Source organism: Serratia sp. NGAS9, from assembly GCF_009905295.1.
Lineage (GTDB): Bacteria > Pseudomonadota > Gammaproteobacteria > Enterobacterales > Enterobacteriaceae > Serratia > Serratia bockelmannii.
In genome coordinates this window covers 3357619-3375274 of sequence record NZ_CP047605.1, presented here as the reverse complement: position 1 = coordinate 3375274, position 17656 = coordinate 3357619, and the positions used below count along the sequence as shown (strand labels likewise).

Sequence of the window (17656 nt, the reverse complement as noted above, 5' to 3'; positions counted from 1 at the left end):
TCAGGAGAGTCCCTATGTCCCAAACCCAGGAAAAGATCTGGAAAGCGATAGCGCCGCTGGCGGTGCTCGCGATCCTGTTATTGATACCGGTGCCCGACGGCATGCCGCCGCAGGCGTGGCACTACTTCGCCATCTTCGTGGCGATGATCGTCGGCATGATTCTGGAGCCGATCCCGGCCACCGCCATCAGCTTTATCGCGGTAACCGTCAGCGTGCTCAGCGCCAACTGGGTGCTGTTCGGCGCGCAGGAGCTGGCGGAGCCGGGCTTCAAGGCCGGTAAAGAGGCGCTGAAATGGGGGCTGGCGGGCTTCTCCAGCACCACCGTCTGGCTGGTGTTCGGCGCCTTTATCTTCGCGCTGGGCTACGAGGCCACCGGGCTGGGGCGGCGCATCGCGCTGTTCCTGGTGAAGTTCATGGGCAAGCGCACGCTGACGCTGGGCTATGCGGTGGTGATCATCGATATCCTGCTGGCGCCGTTCACGCCGTCCAACACCGCGCGCACCGGCGGCACGGTGTTCCCGGTGGTGAAAAACCTGCCGCCGCTGTTCGATTCTTTCCCTAACGACCCCTCCTCGCGCCGCATCGGCGGTTACCTGATGTGGATGATGGTGGTCGGCACCAGCATCAGCTCCTCGATGTTCGTCACCGGCGCCGCGCCGAACGTTTTGGGCATCGAGTTCGTCGGCAAGATTGCCGGGGTGCACATCAGCTGGATGCAGTGGTTCCTGGCGTTCCTGCCGGTCGGCCTGCTGCTGCTGATCATCGCGCCGCTGATCTCCTACTACCTGTACAAACCGGGCGTGACCCACAGCAGCGAAGTGGCCGCCTGGGCGGATACCGCGCTGGGGGAAATGGGCAAGCTGACGCGCAAGGAGTACACCCTGATCGGCCTGGTGCTGCTCAGCCTGTGTCTGTGGGTGTTCGGCGGCAAAATGCTGGACGCCACCGCGGTATGCCTGCTGGCGGTGTCGCTGATGCTGGCGCTGCACGTGGTGTCGTGGAAAGAGATCACCAAATACTCCAGCGCCTGGAACACGCTGGTTAACCTGGCGACGCTGGTGGTGATGGCCAACGGCCTAACGCGCTCCGGCTTTATCGACTGGTTCGCCCAGACCATGAGCACCCACCTGGACGGCTTCTCGCCGAACATGACGGTGGTGGCGCTGGTGCTGGTGTTCTACTTCGCCCACTATCTGTTCGCCAGCCTGTCGGCGCATACCGCCACCATGCTGCCGGTGATCCTAGCGGTCGGCAAAGGGCTGCCGGGCGTGCCGATGGAACAGCTGTCGATGCTGCTGGTGCTGTCGATCGGTATCATGGGCGTGCTGACGCCGTACGCCACCGGGCCGGGGGTGATCATCTACGGCTGTGGCTACGTGAAATCGAAAGACTACTGGCGCCTGGGCGGCATTCTCGGCGTGGTGTACATCGCCGCGCTGCTGCTGATCGGCTGGCCGATCATGAGCCTGTGGTACTGAGTTGAAGCCACGCGGCCACCGCCCGGTGGCCGCGGTTACGATCCTTTCCCGTGAACCCTGTCACACACTTGTCACACTAACCCCGCCATCATACGCAGGCAAACGCTAACACCTTAAAAATAATCATTTTCCGGGAGCCTCTGCGGATGAGAAAAAAAACGTTATTGCTGTGCCTGCCTTTGTTATTCACCGGGAACGCGCTGGCGGACGCCGGCGGTTATCAATTGGAACAGGTGCTGGTGATGAGCCGCCATAACCTGCGCGCGCCGCTGGCCAACAACGGCAGCGTGTTGGCGCAGTCCACGCCGAAGGCTTGGCCGGCCTGGGAAACGCCGGGCGGCCAACTGACCACCAAGGGCGGGGTGCTGGAAGTGTATATGGGGCACTACTTCAACGCCTGGCTGAAGCAGACCGGCCTGTTGCCGCAAGAGGGCTGCCCGACCGCCGGCAGCGTGTACGTCTACGCCAACAGCCTGCAGCGCACGGTGGCCACCGCGCAGTTCTTCAGCAACGGTGCGTTCCCTGGCTGCGACGTCAGCGTGCATCATCAGGACAAGATGGGCGAGATGGATCCGACCTTCAACCCGATCATCACTGACACCAGCGAAGCCTTCAACCAGCAGGCGCTGGCGGCGATGAACGCAGCGCTGGGATCGCTGAAGCTGGACGCCTCTTACCAACAGCTGGCGAAGATCATCGACTACAAGGATTCCGCCGCCTGCAAGACCGACAAACACTGTGACCTGACCAAAGAAGCCAGCGTGATGAGCGCGGTGCCGGGCAAAGAGCCGGGCGTCTCCGGCCCGCTGCGGGTGGGCAACTCGCTGGTGGACGCCTTTATGCTGCAGTATTACGAAGGTTTCCCGATGAAAGAGGTGGCCTGGGGCAAAATCGCCACCCCGCATCAGTGGCAGCAGCTGGCGCAGTTGAAAGACGGCTATCAGGATTCGCTGTTCACCTCGCCGGTGGTGGCGCAAAACGTCGCCAAACCGCTGCTGACCTACATCAACAACGCGCTGCTGGGCGAGCGCAAACCGGACGCGCCGAAGTTGACGGTGCTGGTCGGCCACGACTCCAATATCGCCTCGCTGCTGTCGGCCATGCAGTTCCAGCCGTATCAGCTGCCGCAGCAGTACGAGAAAACGCCGATCGGCGGCAAACTGGTGTTCCAGCGCTGGCGCGACGCGCAGAACGACCGTGAATTGCTGAAGATTGAGTACGTCTATCAGTCCACCGAACAGCTGCGCAAGGCGACGCCGCTGACGCTGCAAACCCCGCCGCTGCGCGTGACGCTGGCGCTGAAAGGCTGCCCGATCGACAAAGACGGCTTCTGTGCCTGGAGCGATTTCGAAAAGACCATGAAAGGCATCTTGTAATGCCCGGCCTCTCTTCCGATCGCGGGGGAGAGGCATAGGCGCGGCTGCCGGGGGATTGTGCTTGAATCCCCTCAACCGATCACCTAGCATTTCGTTAGGTGTAACGGGGAGAGAAAACCATGCGACCATCCATTGTTCTTGCAGAACATCGCCAGGCGATCCGAAAAACGGTTGGGCTGTTCCCTGCGGCCAATCCGCGGATTTTCGGCTCGGTGCTGCATGGCACCGATCGGGAGGGCAGTGATTTGGATCTGTTGGTCGATGCGTTGCCGGGTGCCACGTTGTTTGATCTGGGAGGGCTGCAGTCGGAACTGGAAGCGCTGCTGGGCATTCAGGTGGATCTGCTGACGCCGCTCGATTTGCCGCCGACCTTTCGTCAGCAGGTTTTGGCGGAGGCCCAACCGGTATGAAAGATGCGCGGTTGGTCGATTATCTGAGCCACATGCAACAGGCGGCGCAGGATGCCTGTGATTTCGTTGATGGCTTGGCGGCGGCAGATTTTATCGAAGATAAACGCACTCAGCAGGCGGTCATTATGAGCCTGATTATTATCGGTGAAGCCGTGACGAAAATCATGGATGGCAGCCCCGCGTTTACGCAACGCCATCCTGAAATCCCCTGGCGAAACATGCGCGGCATGCGTAATCGCATTGCGCACGGTTATTTTGATATCAACCTTGAAGTGGTCTGGGCGACGGTGCAAACGGCGTTGCCGGAACTGCTTACACAGCTGTTGGCGGTACGCCAGGATGCTGAGAAGTTAAACGACGGTGATTAAGCTTTCTTTGGACAGTGACTCTGGTTCCTGCCGGAGCCCCACTTTTATCCGCAATATCGAATTTTTCACGCCGGACGGCTATCCGGGCCAGGTCGCGCGCTGCCATTTTGCGCTGGCGGAGTATCGCGACGAGAGTTTTCCCGAGGCGGGCTTTGCGCTGCCGGACCACCTGGCGCGCGCGGTGCCGAAACGCCGTGCGGAGTATCTGGCCGGGCGTGTTCTGGCGCGGCAACTGTTGGCGCCGCTCGGTTTTGCCGATTTCACCCTGGCGCGCGGCGAAGATCGCGCGCCGCAGTGGCCGCCGGGCATCGCCGGGGCGCTGAGCCATAATTCGCATACCGCGCTGTGTGCCGTACACCCTGAGCGCGGGCTGGGCGGCGTTGGGCTGGATGTGGAGACGCTGCTCTCCGACGTGCGGGCGGAGGAGCTGTGGGGGGCGATCGTTTCGGCGGGGGAGCGCGAGGCGTTACTGCGCGAGGCGCTGCCGTTCAACGAACTGCTGACGCTAACGTTTTCCGCCAAAGAGAGCCTGTTCAAGGCGCTTTATCCGCAGGTGCGCTGTTACTTCGATTTTCTCGATGCGCGCATGGTCGCCGTGGATACGCAGCGGCAGACGTTTGTATTAGCGTTGCTTAAGACCTTGACGCCAAATTGCCCCGCCGGCCGCCGGTTTAACGGGCGTTTTTGGCGTGAAGGTGACGATGTCACGACTTTTATTTTTTGCTAAAACATAATAATAACAGTGTGTTATTTCTTGCGGCGCCGTAACGCGGATGTGCCGCGGCGGGCGGAAAGATTCATTCATCGGAGATTGACCCACGGTGGGGTTCCGGTGTAGTTTATTCTCCTTTTATGGCTAATGATAATTATTCGCATAAACATTATCATTGGTAAGGCGCAACAAAGGAGTGGTCTTGTGGCGACACTGACGACAGAAAACCAAACCTTCCCCGGGTTTGTGTACGCCGAACAATCGACCTTTTTGTACCGGTCCGAATTCCGGTCCCTCTCCGCCGACGGCGTGTTTGAGCGTATCGAAACGCCGGCGTTCGGCGGCGAGCAGGAAGGCAGCGCGCTGGCGCAGCATATTCGCCAGGCGCTGGCGCGCGCCAAAGCCGCCGGCCAAGAGACGCCGGTGGTGGTGGGCGCCATTCCGTTCGATACGCGCCGGCCTTCCTGCCTGTACGTGCCTGAAAACTGCCAGTTTGTCGCCAACGACAGCTTTACCCGCGCCGCGCGCCCGATGCTGCAACAGCCGCATCGCCTGGCCGCCTGCACCAGCATTCCGGACGAGCCGCGCTTCAAGCACGCGGTGGCGGAAGCGGTCAGCCGCTTTAAACAAGGCAAGCTGGACAAGGCGGTGCTGTCGCGCATCCTCGACATCGAGCTGGAGCAGCCGGTGGCGGGCCACCAGATCCTCAATAACCTGATGGTGCAGAACCCGACCGGTTATCACTTTTCCCTGCCGTTGGCCGATGGCGGCGTGCTGATCGGCGCCAGCCCGGAGCTGCTGATCCGCAAGCAGGGCGGCGAGATCCACACCAACCCGCTGGCGGGCTCGGCGCGCCGTCAGGACGATCCGCAGCAGGATCGCCTCGGCAGCGAGCGCCTGATGCGCTCGACCAAAGACAAATACGAACACAAGCTGGTGATCGACGACATCCGTCGGCACCTGGCGCCGCTGTGCGCCAGCCTGAGCGTGCCCAGCGGCCCGTCGCTGCTCAGTACCGGCACCATGTGGCATTTGTCCACCCGCATTCGCGGCGAGCTGCTGAACCCGAATATCAACGTGATGCAGCTGGCCTGTCTGCTGCATCCGACGCCGGCGCTGTGCGGCTTCCCGACCGAGAGCGCCCGCCAACTGATCGCCGATCTGGAACCGCACGATCGCGGCCTGTTCAGCGGCATCGTCGGCTGGTGCGACGCCAACGGCGACGGCGAGTGGGCGATCGTCATCCGCAGCGGCCTGCTGCGCGGCAACCGGGTGCGGCTGTTCGCCGGCGCGGGTATCGTCGCCGCCTCGACGCCGCAGTCCGAGTGGCTGGAAACCGCCGCCAAACTGGGCACCATGCTCAACGCTTTCGGCCTGAACAGCGGCGCGCTGTAGGGCCTCTTTGCGGCGCAGCGCGCGCCGCATCCTATCCTTTTCGCAGGAGACAACGATGAACAACAACATGACCCGGCTGTGCGCCCGGATGGCGGTGTGCGCATGAGCATTCAGATGGATTTCGCCGGCAAACGCGTGTGGGTGACCGGCGCGGCGCGCGGCATCGGCGAGCAGATCGCCCGGCATTTTTTGACGCAGGGCGCCGAGGTGGTGGGGTTTGATCGCGAGTTCGCCAATCCGGATCTGCCTTACCCTTGCGTGACGCTGGACATCAGCCGGCCGGAGCAGGTGGAGGCGGTGTGCCGCCAACAGCTGACGGAGAACCCGCGACTGGACGTGTTGGTCAACGCCGCCGGCATTCTGCGCATGGGCAATACCGAAGATCTGAGCGTGGATGACTGGCATCAGTGCATCAACGTCAACGCCTCGGGGGCGTTTTACCTGTTCCGCGCCGTGCTGCCGCACTTCAAGGCGCAGCGCAGCGGGGCGATCGTCAGCATCGGTTCCAACGCCGCGCACGTACCGCGCGCGCAGATGGCGGCCTACTGCGCTTCCAAGGCGGCGCTGACCAGCCTGAACCACTGTGTGGGGCTGGAAATGGCGCCGTTCGGCGTGCGCTGCAATCTGGTGTCGCCGGGCTCGACCGACACGCCGATGCAGCGCGGCATGTGGCAGACCGACGATGCGCAGCAACGCACCATCGCCGGCTTCCCCGAGATGTTCAAGCTGGGGATCCCGCTGGGCAAAATCGCCCGTCCGGACGAGATTGCCAACGCGGTGTTGTTCCTGGCCTCCGACCTGGCCAGCCACATCACCATGCAGGACATCGTGATCGACGGCGGCGCGACGCTGGCCGCCTGAGTCAGACCCGCTGGCGGCGCAGCAGGTGCTGCGCGCCTTCCGCCGCCAGCAGCAGCACCGCCAGCCAGATCGCCAGATAGGTTGGCCATTCGCTTTGGCTGATGCTCTCGCCGAGCAGCAGCGCGACGATCACCAGCAGCACCGGCTCCACATAGCTCAGCAGGCCGAACAGGCTGAACGGCAGCAGGCGGCTGGCGAGGATGTAACACACCAGCGCCACGGCGCTGATGACGCCGAGCAGCGGAATGCGCCAATACAGCTCGGCATTGATCGACAGCGCCGCCGCGCCGCCGTCGCCGAAGGCGAACCAGGCCGCCGCCGGCAGCATCAGCGCCAGTTCGCACCACAGCCCGCCGAGATTGTCGGTGCCGAAACGCCGCCGCAAAATAAAGTAGAGCGGATAGCCCAGCGCCACCACCAGCGTCGGCCATGAGACGCCGCCCGCCTGATACAGCTCATTGCCTACCCCCACCATGGCGCACGCCACCGCCAGCGTTTGCAGCAGCGACAGCCGATCGCGGTAGATCAAACGGCCCGCCAGCACCATGGTCAGCGGCAGCAGAAAATAGCCGAGCGATACGTCGAGCGCCTTGCCGTGCAGTGGCGCCCACAGGAACAGCCACAGCTGCACCCCCAGCAATGCCGAGGTGAGCAACAGGCCCAGCAGGCGCCGCGGCCGTTGGCCGATCCCGACCAGCGTGTCGCCCACTTTGCGCCAATCGCCGGACAGCGCCATGAACAGCGTCAGGAACGGCAGCGTCAGCAGCGTACGCCAGCCGTAGACCTGTTCGCCGTTCAGCGGGGTGAGGGTAGAGGTGAAGTAATACATCGCGCCGAACAAGATGGAGGCGACGACCGAAAGAGTGATGCCCTTAATCACACGCATTCCTGGTGAGTGATTGATTTTATGGCGGCTACTGTAGAGAAATTTGCCGCCAACGACAATGGCGTTGCCGGGCGCTGGACAATCGGCGGCGGCGGGTTACAATGAATACTGTGTATTTATACAGGTTGTGGCGATGACAATCGATCTTTTTGAAGACGCGCTGCCGCCGCCGTGGCGCGAAGAGATCGCCCCCGGCGCGGTGGTGATGCACGGCTTCGTGCGCGATCACGGGCCGGAGCTGCTGGCGGCGGTGCAGGGTGTAGTGGCCCAGGTGCCGTGGCGGCATTTAACCACTCCCGGCGGGCACGTGATGTCGGTGGCGATGAGCTGGTGCGGCAACGGCTGGACCAGCGACAGCCGCGGCTACCGCTATTCGGAACGCGACGCGCGCAGCGGCAAACGCTGGCCGGCCATTCCGCCCATCCTGATGGCGCTGGCGGACGAAGCCGCGCGGCAGGCGGGCTTTGGCCCCTTCGTGCCGGACTCTTGCCTGATGAACCGTTACGATCCGGGCAGCAAGCTGTCGCTGCATCAGGATAAAGACGAACACGACTTCGGTGCGCCGATCGTCTCGGTGTCGCTCGGGCTGCCGGCGGTATTTCAGTTTGGCGGGCTGCAACGCAGCGACCGGGCGCGGCGCATCCCATTGGCGCACGGCGACGTGGTGGTGTGGGGCGGCCCATCGCGGCTCTGTTTTCACGGCATCCTGCCGGTCAAGGAAGGCTACCACTCGCTGGTGGGGCCGCACCGCATCAACATCACGCTACGCAAGGCGCTTTAACGGCGGCTCCTGCGCCAGGCAGGCGACGAGATAGTCGATAAACACCCGCAGTTTGGGCGGCAGATACTGGTTGGGCGCGTAAAGCAACCACAGGCCGCCGTGATAGCTGCTGAGGAAATCCCATTCCGGCAACACCTGCACGATCTCGCCGTCGTCGAGCGCCTGGCGAGCGGTAAAATACGGCAGGCTGCCGATGCCGATATGCCGTTTCACCGCGTCCAGCCGCACGCCGGTGTGGTTGGCGGCGTAGCGACCGCGCACGTTGACCGTCACCGTTTTGCCGCTGCGGCGGAACTTCCATTGCGCATCGCTCGGCGTCTCTCCCAGATAGATGCAGCTGTGCGCCGCCAGATCGTGCGGGTGCTGCGGCGTGCCGTGCTGCGCCAGGTAGTGCGGCGTGGCGCACAGCAGATGGTCTATTCTCATCAACTGGCGGCCGATCAACCCGGGCGACGGGCGATCGGTAATGCGCAGCGCCAGATCGACCCGATCGTCGATCAAATCCATGTAGCGATCTTCCAGCCGCAGCCTCACGTCCACCTTTGGGTAGCGGCGCAGGAACTCCGGCATGTGCGGATGCAGCACAAAGCGGCCCACCGCTTTGGGTACGCTGACGCTGACCAGCCCTTCGGGCTCCACGGCGCCGCGCCCGCCGATCGCCATGACCGCGTCGGCCGCCGCCAGCAGGGTGCGGCAGTGCGCAAACGCCTCTTCGCCGCTTTCGCTCAGCCGCAGTTTGCGGGTGGTGCGGTGCAGCAGCTGCAGCGCCAGCGCCTGCTCGAGCTTCGCCACGCTGCGGCTGACGGCGGAAGGCGAAGTGCCCAGCTTGCGGGCGGCGGCGGAAAAACTGCCGCTCTCTACCACCTGAACGAAAATGGCCATTTCGGGCAACAGCGCGTAAGAAAGATTTGTGCTCATGACGCAAAGGTCCATTGTGATGGCGGCTGATTATGCTCCGATTATGACATGAATATAATGGCTCTTCGAACCGAGGAGAAAAATGATGACCGAACGACGTTATTACTACAGCGACGATTTACAGGGCCAGGCACGGGTGTTGAGCTGCGCGCCGGCCGAGGCGGGCGCTTACGCCGTGGAGCTGGACGCCACGCTGTTCCACCCGCAGGGCGGCGGCCAGCCGTCCGATGTGGGAGCGTTAGACGGCGTCGCCGTGCTACGGGTGCAGCAACAGGGGGATTCCGTGGTGCACTTTACCGCCGCGCCGCTGCCGATCGGGCCGGTCACGATGCAAATCGATGAAGCGCAGCGTCGGCTGCACGCCCGTTGGCACTCCGGCGGGCATCTGATCGGCTGGCTGGGCGAAACCCGGGGGTGGCGGCCGGTCAAGGCGCATCATTGGCCGGGGGAAGGGCGCATCACTTTCGCGCCGGGATCGGATGCGCAGACGATAGAAGCGGACTTTTTGCAGGCGGAGCTGGCGCGCTTGATAGCCGCCGATTTACCGCGCCGCCAGCAGGCGGTGGACGGTTTGCGCCAGATCGGTTTCGGCGAGCTGCCCGCCTACGGCTGTGGCGGCACCCATGTCGCCGCGCTGGGCGAGGTGGGCGCGATCGCGATCACCGGCATAAAGATGAAGAAAGGGCAGTTGAATGTGCAGTATGAGCTGGGTTGAATAAGGGAGAGCGGCTCAACGCCCGGCCTGCCGCAGCTGGGTGCAGAATGCGCATTGACATCCCGCTACCGGCACTGCCGCGCAGCTGCCGATGTTCACCGGCTGGGCGTCCATGGCGTGAAAGCCGTAAAACAGATTTTCGATGTTTTGTTCCGCCGCGCGCGCCTGTTCCGGGCGCGGTTCGGGCACTTTTGACTGAAACGCCGCGGCCTTGCCGGCCAACAGGCTGAGAAACAGCAGCGACAGCTGGATTTTCATCGTCGTCTTCCTTTGGCTGAGGTTTTGATACTTTATAACAAAATGCATTCGCCGCCAAGCGACGCGTCTTGTGCGATTTACACCATTGGTTAGCGAAATTAGTTCGTTCAATTCCCCGCCGATTTGGTTTGTTATCTAACCCATAACTTTCAGAAATAATATGGGTGCGGCGCGAATGTTTAAGTTTTCTTTCAAGGCATTAACCGGTGGAATAGCGGTGGCGTTAGGAGGGGCGGCGGCGATGAGCCCGGCGTTGGCGGCGGTGCAGGGCGGCACGCTGATCTACCTCGAACAGCAGGCGCACACCAATCTTTATCCGCCTTCCGGTGGGTTTTACCCCAACGGCGGTATTCTCAATCAGATCACCGATAAGCTGACTTACCAGAACCCCAAGACGCTGGAAATTGAACCCTGGATCGCCGAGTCCTGGAGCAGCAACGCCGACAAAACCGAATATACCTTCAAGCTGCGCCCCGGCGTGACTTTCTCCGACGGCACGCCACTGGACGCCAACGCGGTGGCGAAGAACTTCGACACTTACGGGCTGGGCAACAAGGAGAAACGCCTGCCGGTTTCCGAGGTAATCAATAACTACCAGCGCAGCGAAGTGGTGGATCCGCTGACGGTTAAATTCTACTTCACGCGGTCGTCGCCGGGTTTCCTGCAGGGCACCGCCACTATTGGCTCCGGGCTGGTATCGCTCGGCACGTTGAACCGCAGCTACGACGAACTGGGCGATGCGCGCCATATCATCGGTTCCGGTCCGTTTGTGGTCAGCGGCGAAACGCTGGGGCGTGAGGTCGAGCTCAGCGCCCGCAAGGATTATGACTGGGGGCCGGCCAAATCGCCCCAACAAGGGCGAGCCAATCTGGACGGCATCAAGGTGATCGTCACCGGTGAGGACAGCGTGCGCATCGGTGCGCTGCAGGCCGGGCAGGCGGATTTTATCCGCCAGATCCAGGCCTATGACGAGAAGCAAACGCAGGATCAGGGCTTTATCATTTATGCCGCACCGACGCGCGGCGTCAACGACAGCATCGCTTTCCGGCCGGATAACCCGCTGGTGGCCGATCTGCGCGTGCGTCAGGCGCTGCTGCATGCCACCGACAGCAAACAGATCGTCGATACGCTGTTCTCCGCCAACTACCCGCAGGCCAAATCGGTGATCGCCTCCTCGGCCGCCGGCTTTGTCGATCTGTCCGACAAGCTGAAATTTGACCCGCAGCAGGCTAACCGGCTGTTGGATGAAGCGGGTTGGAAAAAGGGCGGCGACGGGCTGCGGGAAAAGGACGGCAAGAAGCTGGTGCTGACGGTGTATGAATCGTTGCCGCAGCCGCAGAACAAGGCGGTGTTGCAGCTGGTTTCGCAGCAGTGGGTGAAGGTCGGCGCGCGGCTGAACATTCTGGCGGGCGACGCCGGCAGCCGGGTGGCGGATAATCTCGACCCACAGAAAACCCCGGCGACGGTGGTGGAGGTGGGGCGCGCCGATCCGGATGTGATCAAAAGTCAGTTTTATCCAACCAATCGCGATGGGCTGCTGCAGAAGGGCGGTACCAGCAGCAACAGCAATTTTAGTGATGACAAGCTGAACGCCCTGCTGCTCGGCATTGCCTCCGAGGTTGACGCGCAAAAGCGCCTGCAGACAGCCGGTGAGGCGCAAAACTACCTGATTGACCAGGCCTACGTGATCCCGTTTTTTGAGGAGCCGCAGGTGTTCGCCGGCGCGCCTTATTTGAAGGGGGTGAGCTTCGAAGCGGTCGGCCGCCCGAGCTTCTACGGCGCCTGGTTAGAGAAACATTAAGGGGGCGCAATGAAGCGATATCTGGCGGGGCGCATCGGGCAGGCGGCATTGGTGCTGTGGGCGGCCTTTACCCTGTCGTTCCTCCTGCTGCAGGTGCTGCCGGGCGATGCGATCCTGATCAAATTCCAGAACCCGGACATGGGGCTGAGCCCGGCGCAGATCGCCGACATGCGCGCGGCCTATGGCGCGGATGTCCCCTTGTGGCGGCAGTATCTGCATACCCTGGGCAGCGTGCTGCATGGCGATTTGGGCTTCTCAATGCAGGCCGGGGTGCCGGTTACCGCGCTGCTGGCGGCTAATCTGCCCGCCACGCTGCAGTTGGCGGTACTGGGCTTTGCGGTGGCGTTGCTGCTGGCGCTGATTATCGCTTTTGCTTCCAACCTGACCGGCTTCGGCTGGCTGCGTTCGGCGCTGCAGATGCTGCCGTCGCTGTTCGTTTCAGTGCCCACCTTCTGGCTGGGCATTGTGCTGATTCAGCTCTTTTCGTTCCGCCTGAAGCTGATCCCGATCATTAACCCCGGCGAGTGGCAGGGGTTGATTTTGCCGATCGCGACGCTGGCGCTGCCGATCTCTGCGCCGTTGGCGCAAATTCTGATCCGCAGCATCGATGCGGTGCAAACCCAGCCGTTCGTCGCGGTGGCGCGGGCCAAGGGCGCCAGCCGCAGCGGGGTGCTATGGCGGCATATGGCGCGCAACGCCATGCTGCCGGCGCTGACCATCGCCGGCATGCTGTTCGGCGAACTGATCGCCGGGGCGCTGATCACCGAAACCGTGTTTGGCCGCAGCGGCCTGGGGCAATTGACCCAGCAAGCGGTGGTCAACCAGGACGTGGCGGTGCTGCAGGCGATAGTGCTGATCTCGGCCACCGCTTTCGTCATCATCAATTTGCTGGTGGATCTGCTGTTCCCACTGCTGGATCCGCGGCTGAAAACCCAGGCAGGAGCATCCCTATGAGCAGTATCTCCTTTGAAAAAGCCACGGTTCCTGAGCGCGATCTGTCCGGCGCTGAAAGTGAAGGCGCGCTGCCCGCCAGTCGTCCAAGCCGCCGCCGTGTCCCCCTGACGCTTTTGCTGGCCTGGGCGGTCATTGCGCTGGTGGTGCTGTGGGCGTTGGCGCCGCAGCTGTTTACCGCCTACAGCGGCACCGAAGGCATTGCCGGCGCGCAGCGGCTGGCGCCCGGCGGTGACCATTGGCTTGGCACCGATCAACTGGGACGCGACCTGTATGCGCGCATGGTGTACGGCGCGTCTCAAACCCTGGCCGGCGCGGTAGTGGCGGTGGCGCTGGGGTTGGTGTTCGGCACCGCGCTCGGCCTGATCGCCGGTGCGTTGGGCGGCGTGGCGGACGACGCGGTGATGCGCGTCGTCGATGTGCTGTTGTCGATCCCCGGCCTGCTGCTGTCGCTGAGCATTATCATCCTGCTTGGTTTCGGTACGGTCAACGCCGCCATCGCGGTGGGTGTCACTTCAGTTGCCAACTTTGCCCGTCTGGCACGGGCGGAAGTGGTGCGAGTGCGGCACAGCGATTACGTTGAAGCGGCCTACGGCAGCGGCGGTAGCTTTTGGGCGGTGCTGTGGCGGCATATCCTGCCGAACTCGCTGACTTCGGTGATCGCCTTCTCGGCGCTGCAGTTCGGCAGCGCGATCCTGGCGATCGCCACCCTGAGTTTCCTCGGTTACGGCACTCCGCCGCCAACCCCGGAATGGGGGCTACTGATCGCCGAAGGGCGCAACTACATTTCCACCGCCTGGTGGCTGACCACCTTCCCGGGCATTGTGGTAGTGGCGGTAGTGTTGGCGGCTAACCACATCAGCCGTTCGCTGGGAGGAAAAGCGCGATGAGCATGCAAGCGGCATGGCAACGGGCGGCGCGGCCGCCGGTACTGGCGCTGGACAAGGTTTCCATCGCCTATGAGGGCAACGAAGGCAGGCGAAGGGTGGTGCATGAGGTGTCGTTCACGATTGAGCCGGGCGAGGTGGTGGCGCTGGTTGGCGAATCCGGTTCCGGCAAAACCACCACGGCGCAGGCGATCATCGGCTTGCTGGCCGACAACGGCCACCTTGAACAGGGCACCATCCGGCTGCACGGCACCGATATCGCCGGCTGGTCATCGCGGCGGCTGGATGCGGTGAGAGGGGCGCAAATCAGCCTGATCCCGCAAGATCCCGCCAGCTCGCTCAACCCGGTAAAAACCATCGGCGAGCAGGTGGCGGAGATCGTCAATATTCACCGCCGGTTGCCGCGCGCGCAGGTACAACAGCGGGTGACGGAACTGTTGACTCGCGTCGGGCTGACGCACCCGGAACTGCGGGCGCGCCAGTTTCCGCATCAACTTTCCGGCGGCATGAAGCAGCGGGTATTGATCGCCATCGCTATTGCGCTGCAGCCGGCGTTGATCATTGCCGACGAACCGAGCAGCGCGCTGGACGTGACGGTGCAAAAACGCATTCTCGATCTGATCGACGAGCTGCGGCGCGAATTTGGCACTGCAGTGTTGCTGGTGACGCACGATTTGGGCGTGGCGGCGGAACGCGCCGATCGACTGCTGGTGTTCCGCCACGGCCGGGTGCAGGAACAGGGGGCTACCGCCGAGGTGCTGCGCGCGCCTGCCAGCGCATACACCCGCAAACTGTTTGCCGATGTGCCTTCATTGAGCGGCGCCGTTGCGCCGCCGCCGAAACGCAGCGGGCAGCCGCCGGCGATCGTGGTTCAGGCGCTGGTGAAGGATTTTCGGCTGTCCGGCGGCCAGGGGTTCCGCGCGCTGGATAGTGTGTCGTTTAGCGTGCCGCGCGGCACCACCCATGCGTTGGTAGGAGAGTCCGGGTCGGGCAAAAGCACGCTGGCGCGTTGCCTGCTGGGCTTCGAGCGGCCGGATGCCGGGCAGATCCTGATCGACGGCGTCAACGTTATCGGTCTCAGGGGCGAAGCGCTGCGTCAGTTTCGGCAGCGCATTCAGCTGGTTTATCAGAATCCGTTCAGCTCGCTCGATCCCAAACAGACTCTCTATCGGGTGATTGAAGAACCGCTGCTGAATTTCGCGCCGATCGGCAAACCGGAGCGCGATCGGCGGGTGCGTGAGCTGTTCGAACGGGTTGCGCTGCCGCCCGATTTGCTGAACCGCAGGCCGCACGAGTTGTCCGGCGGCCAGCGTCAGCGGGTGGCGATTGCCCGCGCGCTGGTGCTGCAACCGCGAATATTGGTATTGGATGAGGCCACGTCGGCGCTCGACGTCACGGTGCAGGCGCAGATCCTGCATTTGTTGCAAGAGTTGCAGCAGGAGCGGGACCTGACCTACCTGTTTATTTCTCACGATCTGGCGACGGTGCGGCGGATTTCGCACAGCGTTTCGGTATTGCACCGCGGTGAACGGGTGGACGGCGGCGCCACCGCCGAGCTGTTCGCCATGCCGGGGAGCGATTACACCCGTCAATTGATCGCCGCCATTCCCGGCCGCGCATCGCATGCCGGACAGCCAAAATTCGAGGAGGCGATATGAGCGGAAAAAGACTCGGTTTCTTCACCCGATTGCTGGATCAGGGCAGCGCACAGGAGCGCTACCGGCTGGCGATCGAACAGATCGTGCACGCCGAACGAGCCGGGTTCAACACCGCTTGGGTGGCGCAGCACCACTTTCATGCTGATGAGGGCGGTCTGCCATCACCGCTGGTGTTTTTGGCGCAGGCGGCGGCACGCACCCGCCGTATCCGGCTGGGCACCGGGGTGATCACTTTGCCGATGGAGTCGGCGCTGCGGGTGGCGGAAGACACTGCGGTGCTGGATCTGTTGTCCGACGGCAGACTGGAGGTGGGCGTGGCCGGCGGCGGCACGCCGTCTTCTTTCGCCGCTTTCGGTCTCGACGCCGGTCAGCGCAACACGGCATTCGCCGAGAATTTGCGCACGTTGCTGAGTGCCTGGCGCGCAGAGGCGTTGGGCGGCGAAGACAACCGGCTGTACCCGGCGGCGCCGCAGCTGGCGCAACGTGTCTGGCAGGCCACGTTCTCGGTGGAAGGGGGGGGACGGGCCGGCCGCGCCGGTGACGGCCTGATGCTGTCGCGCACGCAGCCGCGCCCCGCGGACGCGCCTGACCTGCCGCTGGACGAACTGCAGAATCCGATCATTGACGCTTATCTGGCGGCGCTGCCGCCAGGGGTGGCACCGCGCATCATGGGGTCGCGCACCGCGTTTGTCAGCGAGAACGGCCAGCAGGCGCGCGACTTCGCCACGGCCGGGTTGAGCCGTGGGCTGGAGCGTATGCGCGCCAGCGGCCACCGGTTGGCCGATACGTCGCTCGACGGCCTGATCCGCGCTTTCGACGTGCACTTGGGCACGCCAGATCAGGTGATAGCCTCGCTGCAACGGGACAGCGCGCTGGCGCGCGTCACCGATCTGGCGTTTCAGGTGCACTCTATCGATCCACCGCACGCCCATATTCTGCGTTCTATCGATCTTATCGCCCGCCACGTGGCCCCTGAACTGGGCTGGCGGCGCGGCACGCCTGCCGCTGCTTATGAATATCACGTTGAGGAAAAGCTATGACGACATTATCGCACCAGGTCGATCTGCTGGCCGAACTGGCCGAGATTGCGCCGGATTCCACGCTGGCGCAGGCCAGAGCCACCCGTCAGGCGGCGACCGATGCCGTTCAGTCCAGCTATCTGGCGCTGTTTGCGCCTGCGGACGCCGGCGATTTTCCGCTGGCGCAGCGGCTGCGCTTGGCTCAGCGCATCAGTGAATGGCACGGCGAGCCGCGCTTGGCCGCGCACTACGCTGCTCTGCTGGAACGTCAGGGCGACGCGCCGGAAGACGAGCGGCTGCCGGTGGCGTTGGCGCATGCAGAACGTTTGGCGTTTCAACCGGCCAACGCCAACGCCCAGCACTTGCAGGCGCTGCGGCAGGCCGGCTGGTCGCTGGACGCCATCGTCACATTGTCGCAGTTAATCGCCTTTGTCAGTTTCCAAAGCCGCTTGCTGCGGGGCTACCGGCTGTTGGGCGGCAAGACGGACGACGCTGCGGCGCATCAGCCGGTAACGGCCGGCCGCTGGCGTACGGAGCGCACGACGCGAGGCGGCCGTCACGCGCCGCCGGCGTTTACCCGGCAAGAACTGGGGTGGGAGCCGTGGATCGCCGCCAAACCGTTGGCGGAATTCGATGACGCCGGCCGGGCGTTGCTAGAGCGGTTTGGCCACGCCGATTCCGATTACTTCCGCCTGTTGGCGCGCAACCATCCGGTGCTGGAACAACGCACGCTGGCGGACCGGGCGATTTTTTATACCTCCGGCGGGTTGGCGCGGCAGGATCGCGAGCTGGCGGCAACGGTCGCCAGCAAGGTGAACGGCTGCATCTACTGTGCCTCGGTGCATGCGCGCAAGGCGGCGCAGCTGTCGAAGCGCGAAGCCGAGATAGATCGGTTGCTGGCGGTGGCGCCGGGCGGCGCGTTGAGCCAGGGGCAGGATGACGCCTGGCAAGCGCAGATAACCTTTGCCGCCGCACTATCCGCAACGCCGCCGCAGGCCGACGCCGGGCAGCTGACGGCGTTGCGCGCTCAGGGCCTGGATGAGCTGGCGCTGTTGGATTTGGTGCAGGCGACGGCGTTTTTTGCCTGGGCCAACCGGTTGATGTTGACGCTGGGCGAACCTTATCTCTGATCCCTGCCATCTTTCAGGTGGCGACATTGTCGGCTGCAACCTGGAATCCACC

18 protein-coding genes are annotated in these 17656 nt (G+C 63.4%); 15 read left to right on the top strand and 3 right to left on the bottom strand.

The window, feature by feature from the left end:
* The first annotated feature begins 14 nt into the window (after positions 1-14).
* The 7 genes from GUC32_RS16095 (at position 15) to dhbA (ending at position 6600) form a co-directional block, all read left to right on the top strand.
* Entirely contained in the window at positions 15-1478 is a 1464-nt protein-coding gene (locus GUC32_RS16095; RefSeq protein ID WP_004940821.1) for an anion permease, read from the top strand.
* A gap of 146 nt (positions 1479-1624) precedes the next feature.
* Entirely contained in the window at positions 1625-2854 is a 1230-nt protein-coding gene (gene agp / locus GUC32_RS16090; RefSeq protein WP_369435319.1) for a bifunctional glucose-1-phosphatase/inositol phosphatase, read from the top strand.
* Between the two features lie 119 nt (positions 2855-2973).
* Positions 2974-3264 (top strand): nucleotidyltransferase family protein, encoded by a 291-nt coding sequence (locus GUC32_RS16085; RefSeq protein WP_049204986.1) that lies wholly within the window; start codon positions 2974-2976, stop codon positions 3262-3264.
* Entirely contained in the window at positions 3261-3632 is a 372-nt protein-coding gene (locus tag GUC32_RS16080; RefSeq protein ID WP_043143151.1) for a DUF86 domain-containing protein, read from the top strand. The genes GUC32_RS16085 and GUC32_RS16080 overlap by 4 nt, the downstream gene beginning before the upstream one ends.
* A gap of 7 nt (positions 3633-3639) precedes the next feature.
* A complete protein-coding gene (locus GUC32_RS16075; protein ID WP_043143153.1) occupies positions 3640-4359 on the top strand; it encodes a 4'-phosphopantetheinyl transferase in 720 nt (239 codons plus the stop codon).
* Positions 4360-4548: 189 nt separating this feature from the next.
* Complete coding sequence (locus tag GUC32_RS16070) at positions 4549-5739, top strand: isochorismate synthase MenF (protein WP_197825219.1); 1191 nt, start codon at positions 4549-4551, stop codon at positions 5737-5739.
* 102 nt (positions 5740-5841) lie between these two features.
* On the top strand, positions 5842-6600 hold the full coding sequence (gene dhbA / locus GUC32_RS16065) for a 2,3-dihydro-2,3-dihydroxybenzoate dehydrogenase (RefSeq protein WP_313257605.1): 759 nt from the start codon (positions 5842-5844) through the stop codon (positions 6598-6600).
* A gap of 1 nt (position 6601) precedes the next feature.
* Here dhbA and rarD read toward each other — a convergent pair whose 3' ends face one another.
* Entirely contained in the window at positions 6602-7480 is an 879-nt protein-coding gene (rarD, locus tag GUC32_RS16060; protein WP_369435318.1) for an EamA family transporter RarD, read from the bottom strand.
* A gap of 139 nt (positions 7481-7619) precedes the next feature.
* Here rarD and alkB point away from each other — a divergent pair, with 139 nt between their 5' ends.
* Complete coding sequence (gene alkB, locus GUC32_RS16055) at positions 7620-8267, top strand: DNA oxidative demethylase AlkB (protein ID WP_089196036.1); 648 nt, start codon at positions 7620-7622, stop codon at positions 8265-8267.
* Here alkB and GUC32_RS16050 read toward each other — a convergent pair.
* Positions 8250-9185 (bottom strand): LysR family transcriptional regulator, encoded by a 936-nt coding sequence (locus GUC32_RS16050; protein ID WP_049208721.1) that lies wholly within the window; start codon positions 9183-9185, stop codon positions 8250-8252. The two genes, alkB and GUC32_RS16050, sit on opposite strands and share 18 nt — an antisense overlap.
* Positions 9186-9270: 85 nt before the next feature.
* Here GUC32_RS16050 and GUC32_RS16045 point away from each other — a divergent pair, with 85 nt between their 5' ends.
* Positions 9271-9900 (top strand): alanyl-tRNA synthetase, encoded by a 630-nt coding sequence (locus tag GUC32_RS16045; RefSeq protein ID WP_049208723.1) that lies wholly within the window; start codon positions 9271-9273, stop codon positions 9898-9900.
* 15 nt (positions 9901-9915) lie between these two features.
* Here GUC32_RS16045 and GUC32_RS16040 read toward each other — a convergent pair whose 3' ends face one another.
* A complete protein-coding gene (locus GUC32_RS16040; RefSeq protein WP_025303447.1) occupies positions 9916-10158 on the bottom strand; it encodes a hypothetical protein in 243 nt (80 codons plus the stop codon).
* A 175-nt stretch (positions 10159-10333) separates the two neighbouring features.
* Between GUC32_RS16040 and GUC32_RS16035 the strand changes: the two genes are divergently transcribed.
* Genes GUC32_RS16035 through GUC32_RS16010 form a run of 6 tightly spaced genes read left to right on the top strand, consistent with a single transcriptional unit; the run spans position 10334 to position 17604 of the window.
* A complete protein-coding gene (locus tag GUC32_RS16035) occupies positions 10334-11959 on the top strand; it encodes a TIGR04028 family ABC transporter substrate-binding protein (protein ID WP_369435317.1) in 1626 nt (541 codons plus the stop codon).
* Between the two features lie 9 nt (positions 11960-11968).
* Complete coding sequence (locus tag GUC32_RS16030) at positions 11969-12913, top strand: ABC transporter permease (protein WP_142590237.1); 945 nt, start codon at positions 11969-11971, stop codon at positions 12911-12913.
* Entirely contained in the window at positions 12910-13800 is an 891-nt protein-coding gene (locus GUC32_RS16025) for an ABC transporter permease (RefSeq protein WP_043143166.1), read from the top strand. The genes GUC32_RS16030 and GUC32_RS16025 overlap by 4 nt, the downstream gene beginning before the upstream one ends.
* Positions 13797-15455 (top strand): ABC transporter ATP-binding protein, encoded by a 1659-nt coding sequence (locus GUC32_RS16020; RefSeq protein ID WP_049295943.1) that lies wholly within the window; start codon positions 13797-13799, stop codon positions 15453-15455. The genes GUC32_RS16025 and GUC32_RS16020 overlap by 4 nt, the downstream gene beginning before the upstream one ends.
* Positions 15452-16495, top strand: a complete 1044-nt coding sequence (locus tag GUC32_RS16015) for a putative FMN-dependent luciferase-like monooxygenase (protein WP_142590238.1) — start codon at positions 15452-15454, stop codon at positions 16493-16495. The genes GUC32_RS16020 and GUC32_RS16015 overlap by 4 nt, the downstream gene beginning before the upstream one ends.
* Entirely contained in the window at positions 16492-17604 is a 1113-nt protein-coding gene (locus GUC32_RS16010) for an alkylhydroperoxidase domain protein (protein WP_142590239.1), read from the top strand. The genes GUC32_RS16015 and GUC32_RS16010 overlap by 4 nt, the downstream gene beginning before the upstream one ends.
* The last annotated feature ends 52 nt before the right edge of the window (positions 17605-17656 follow it).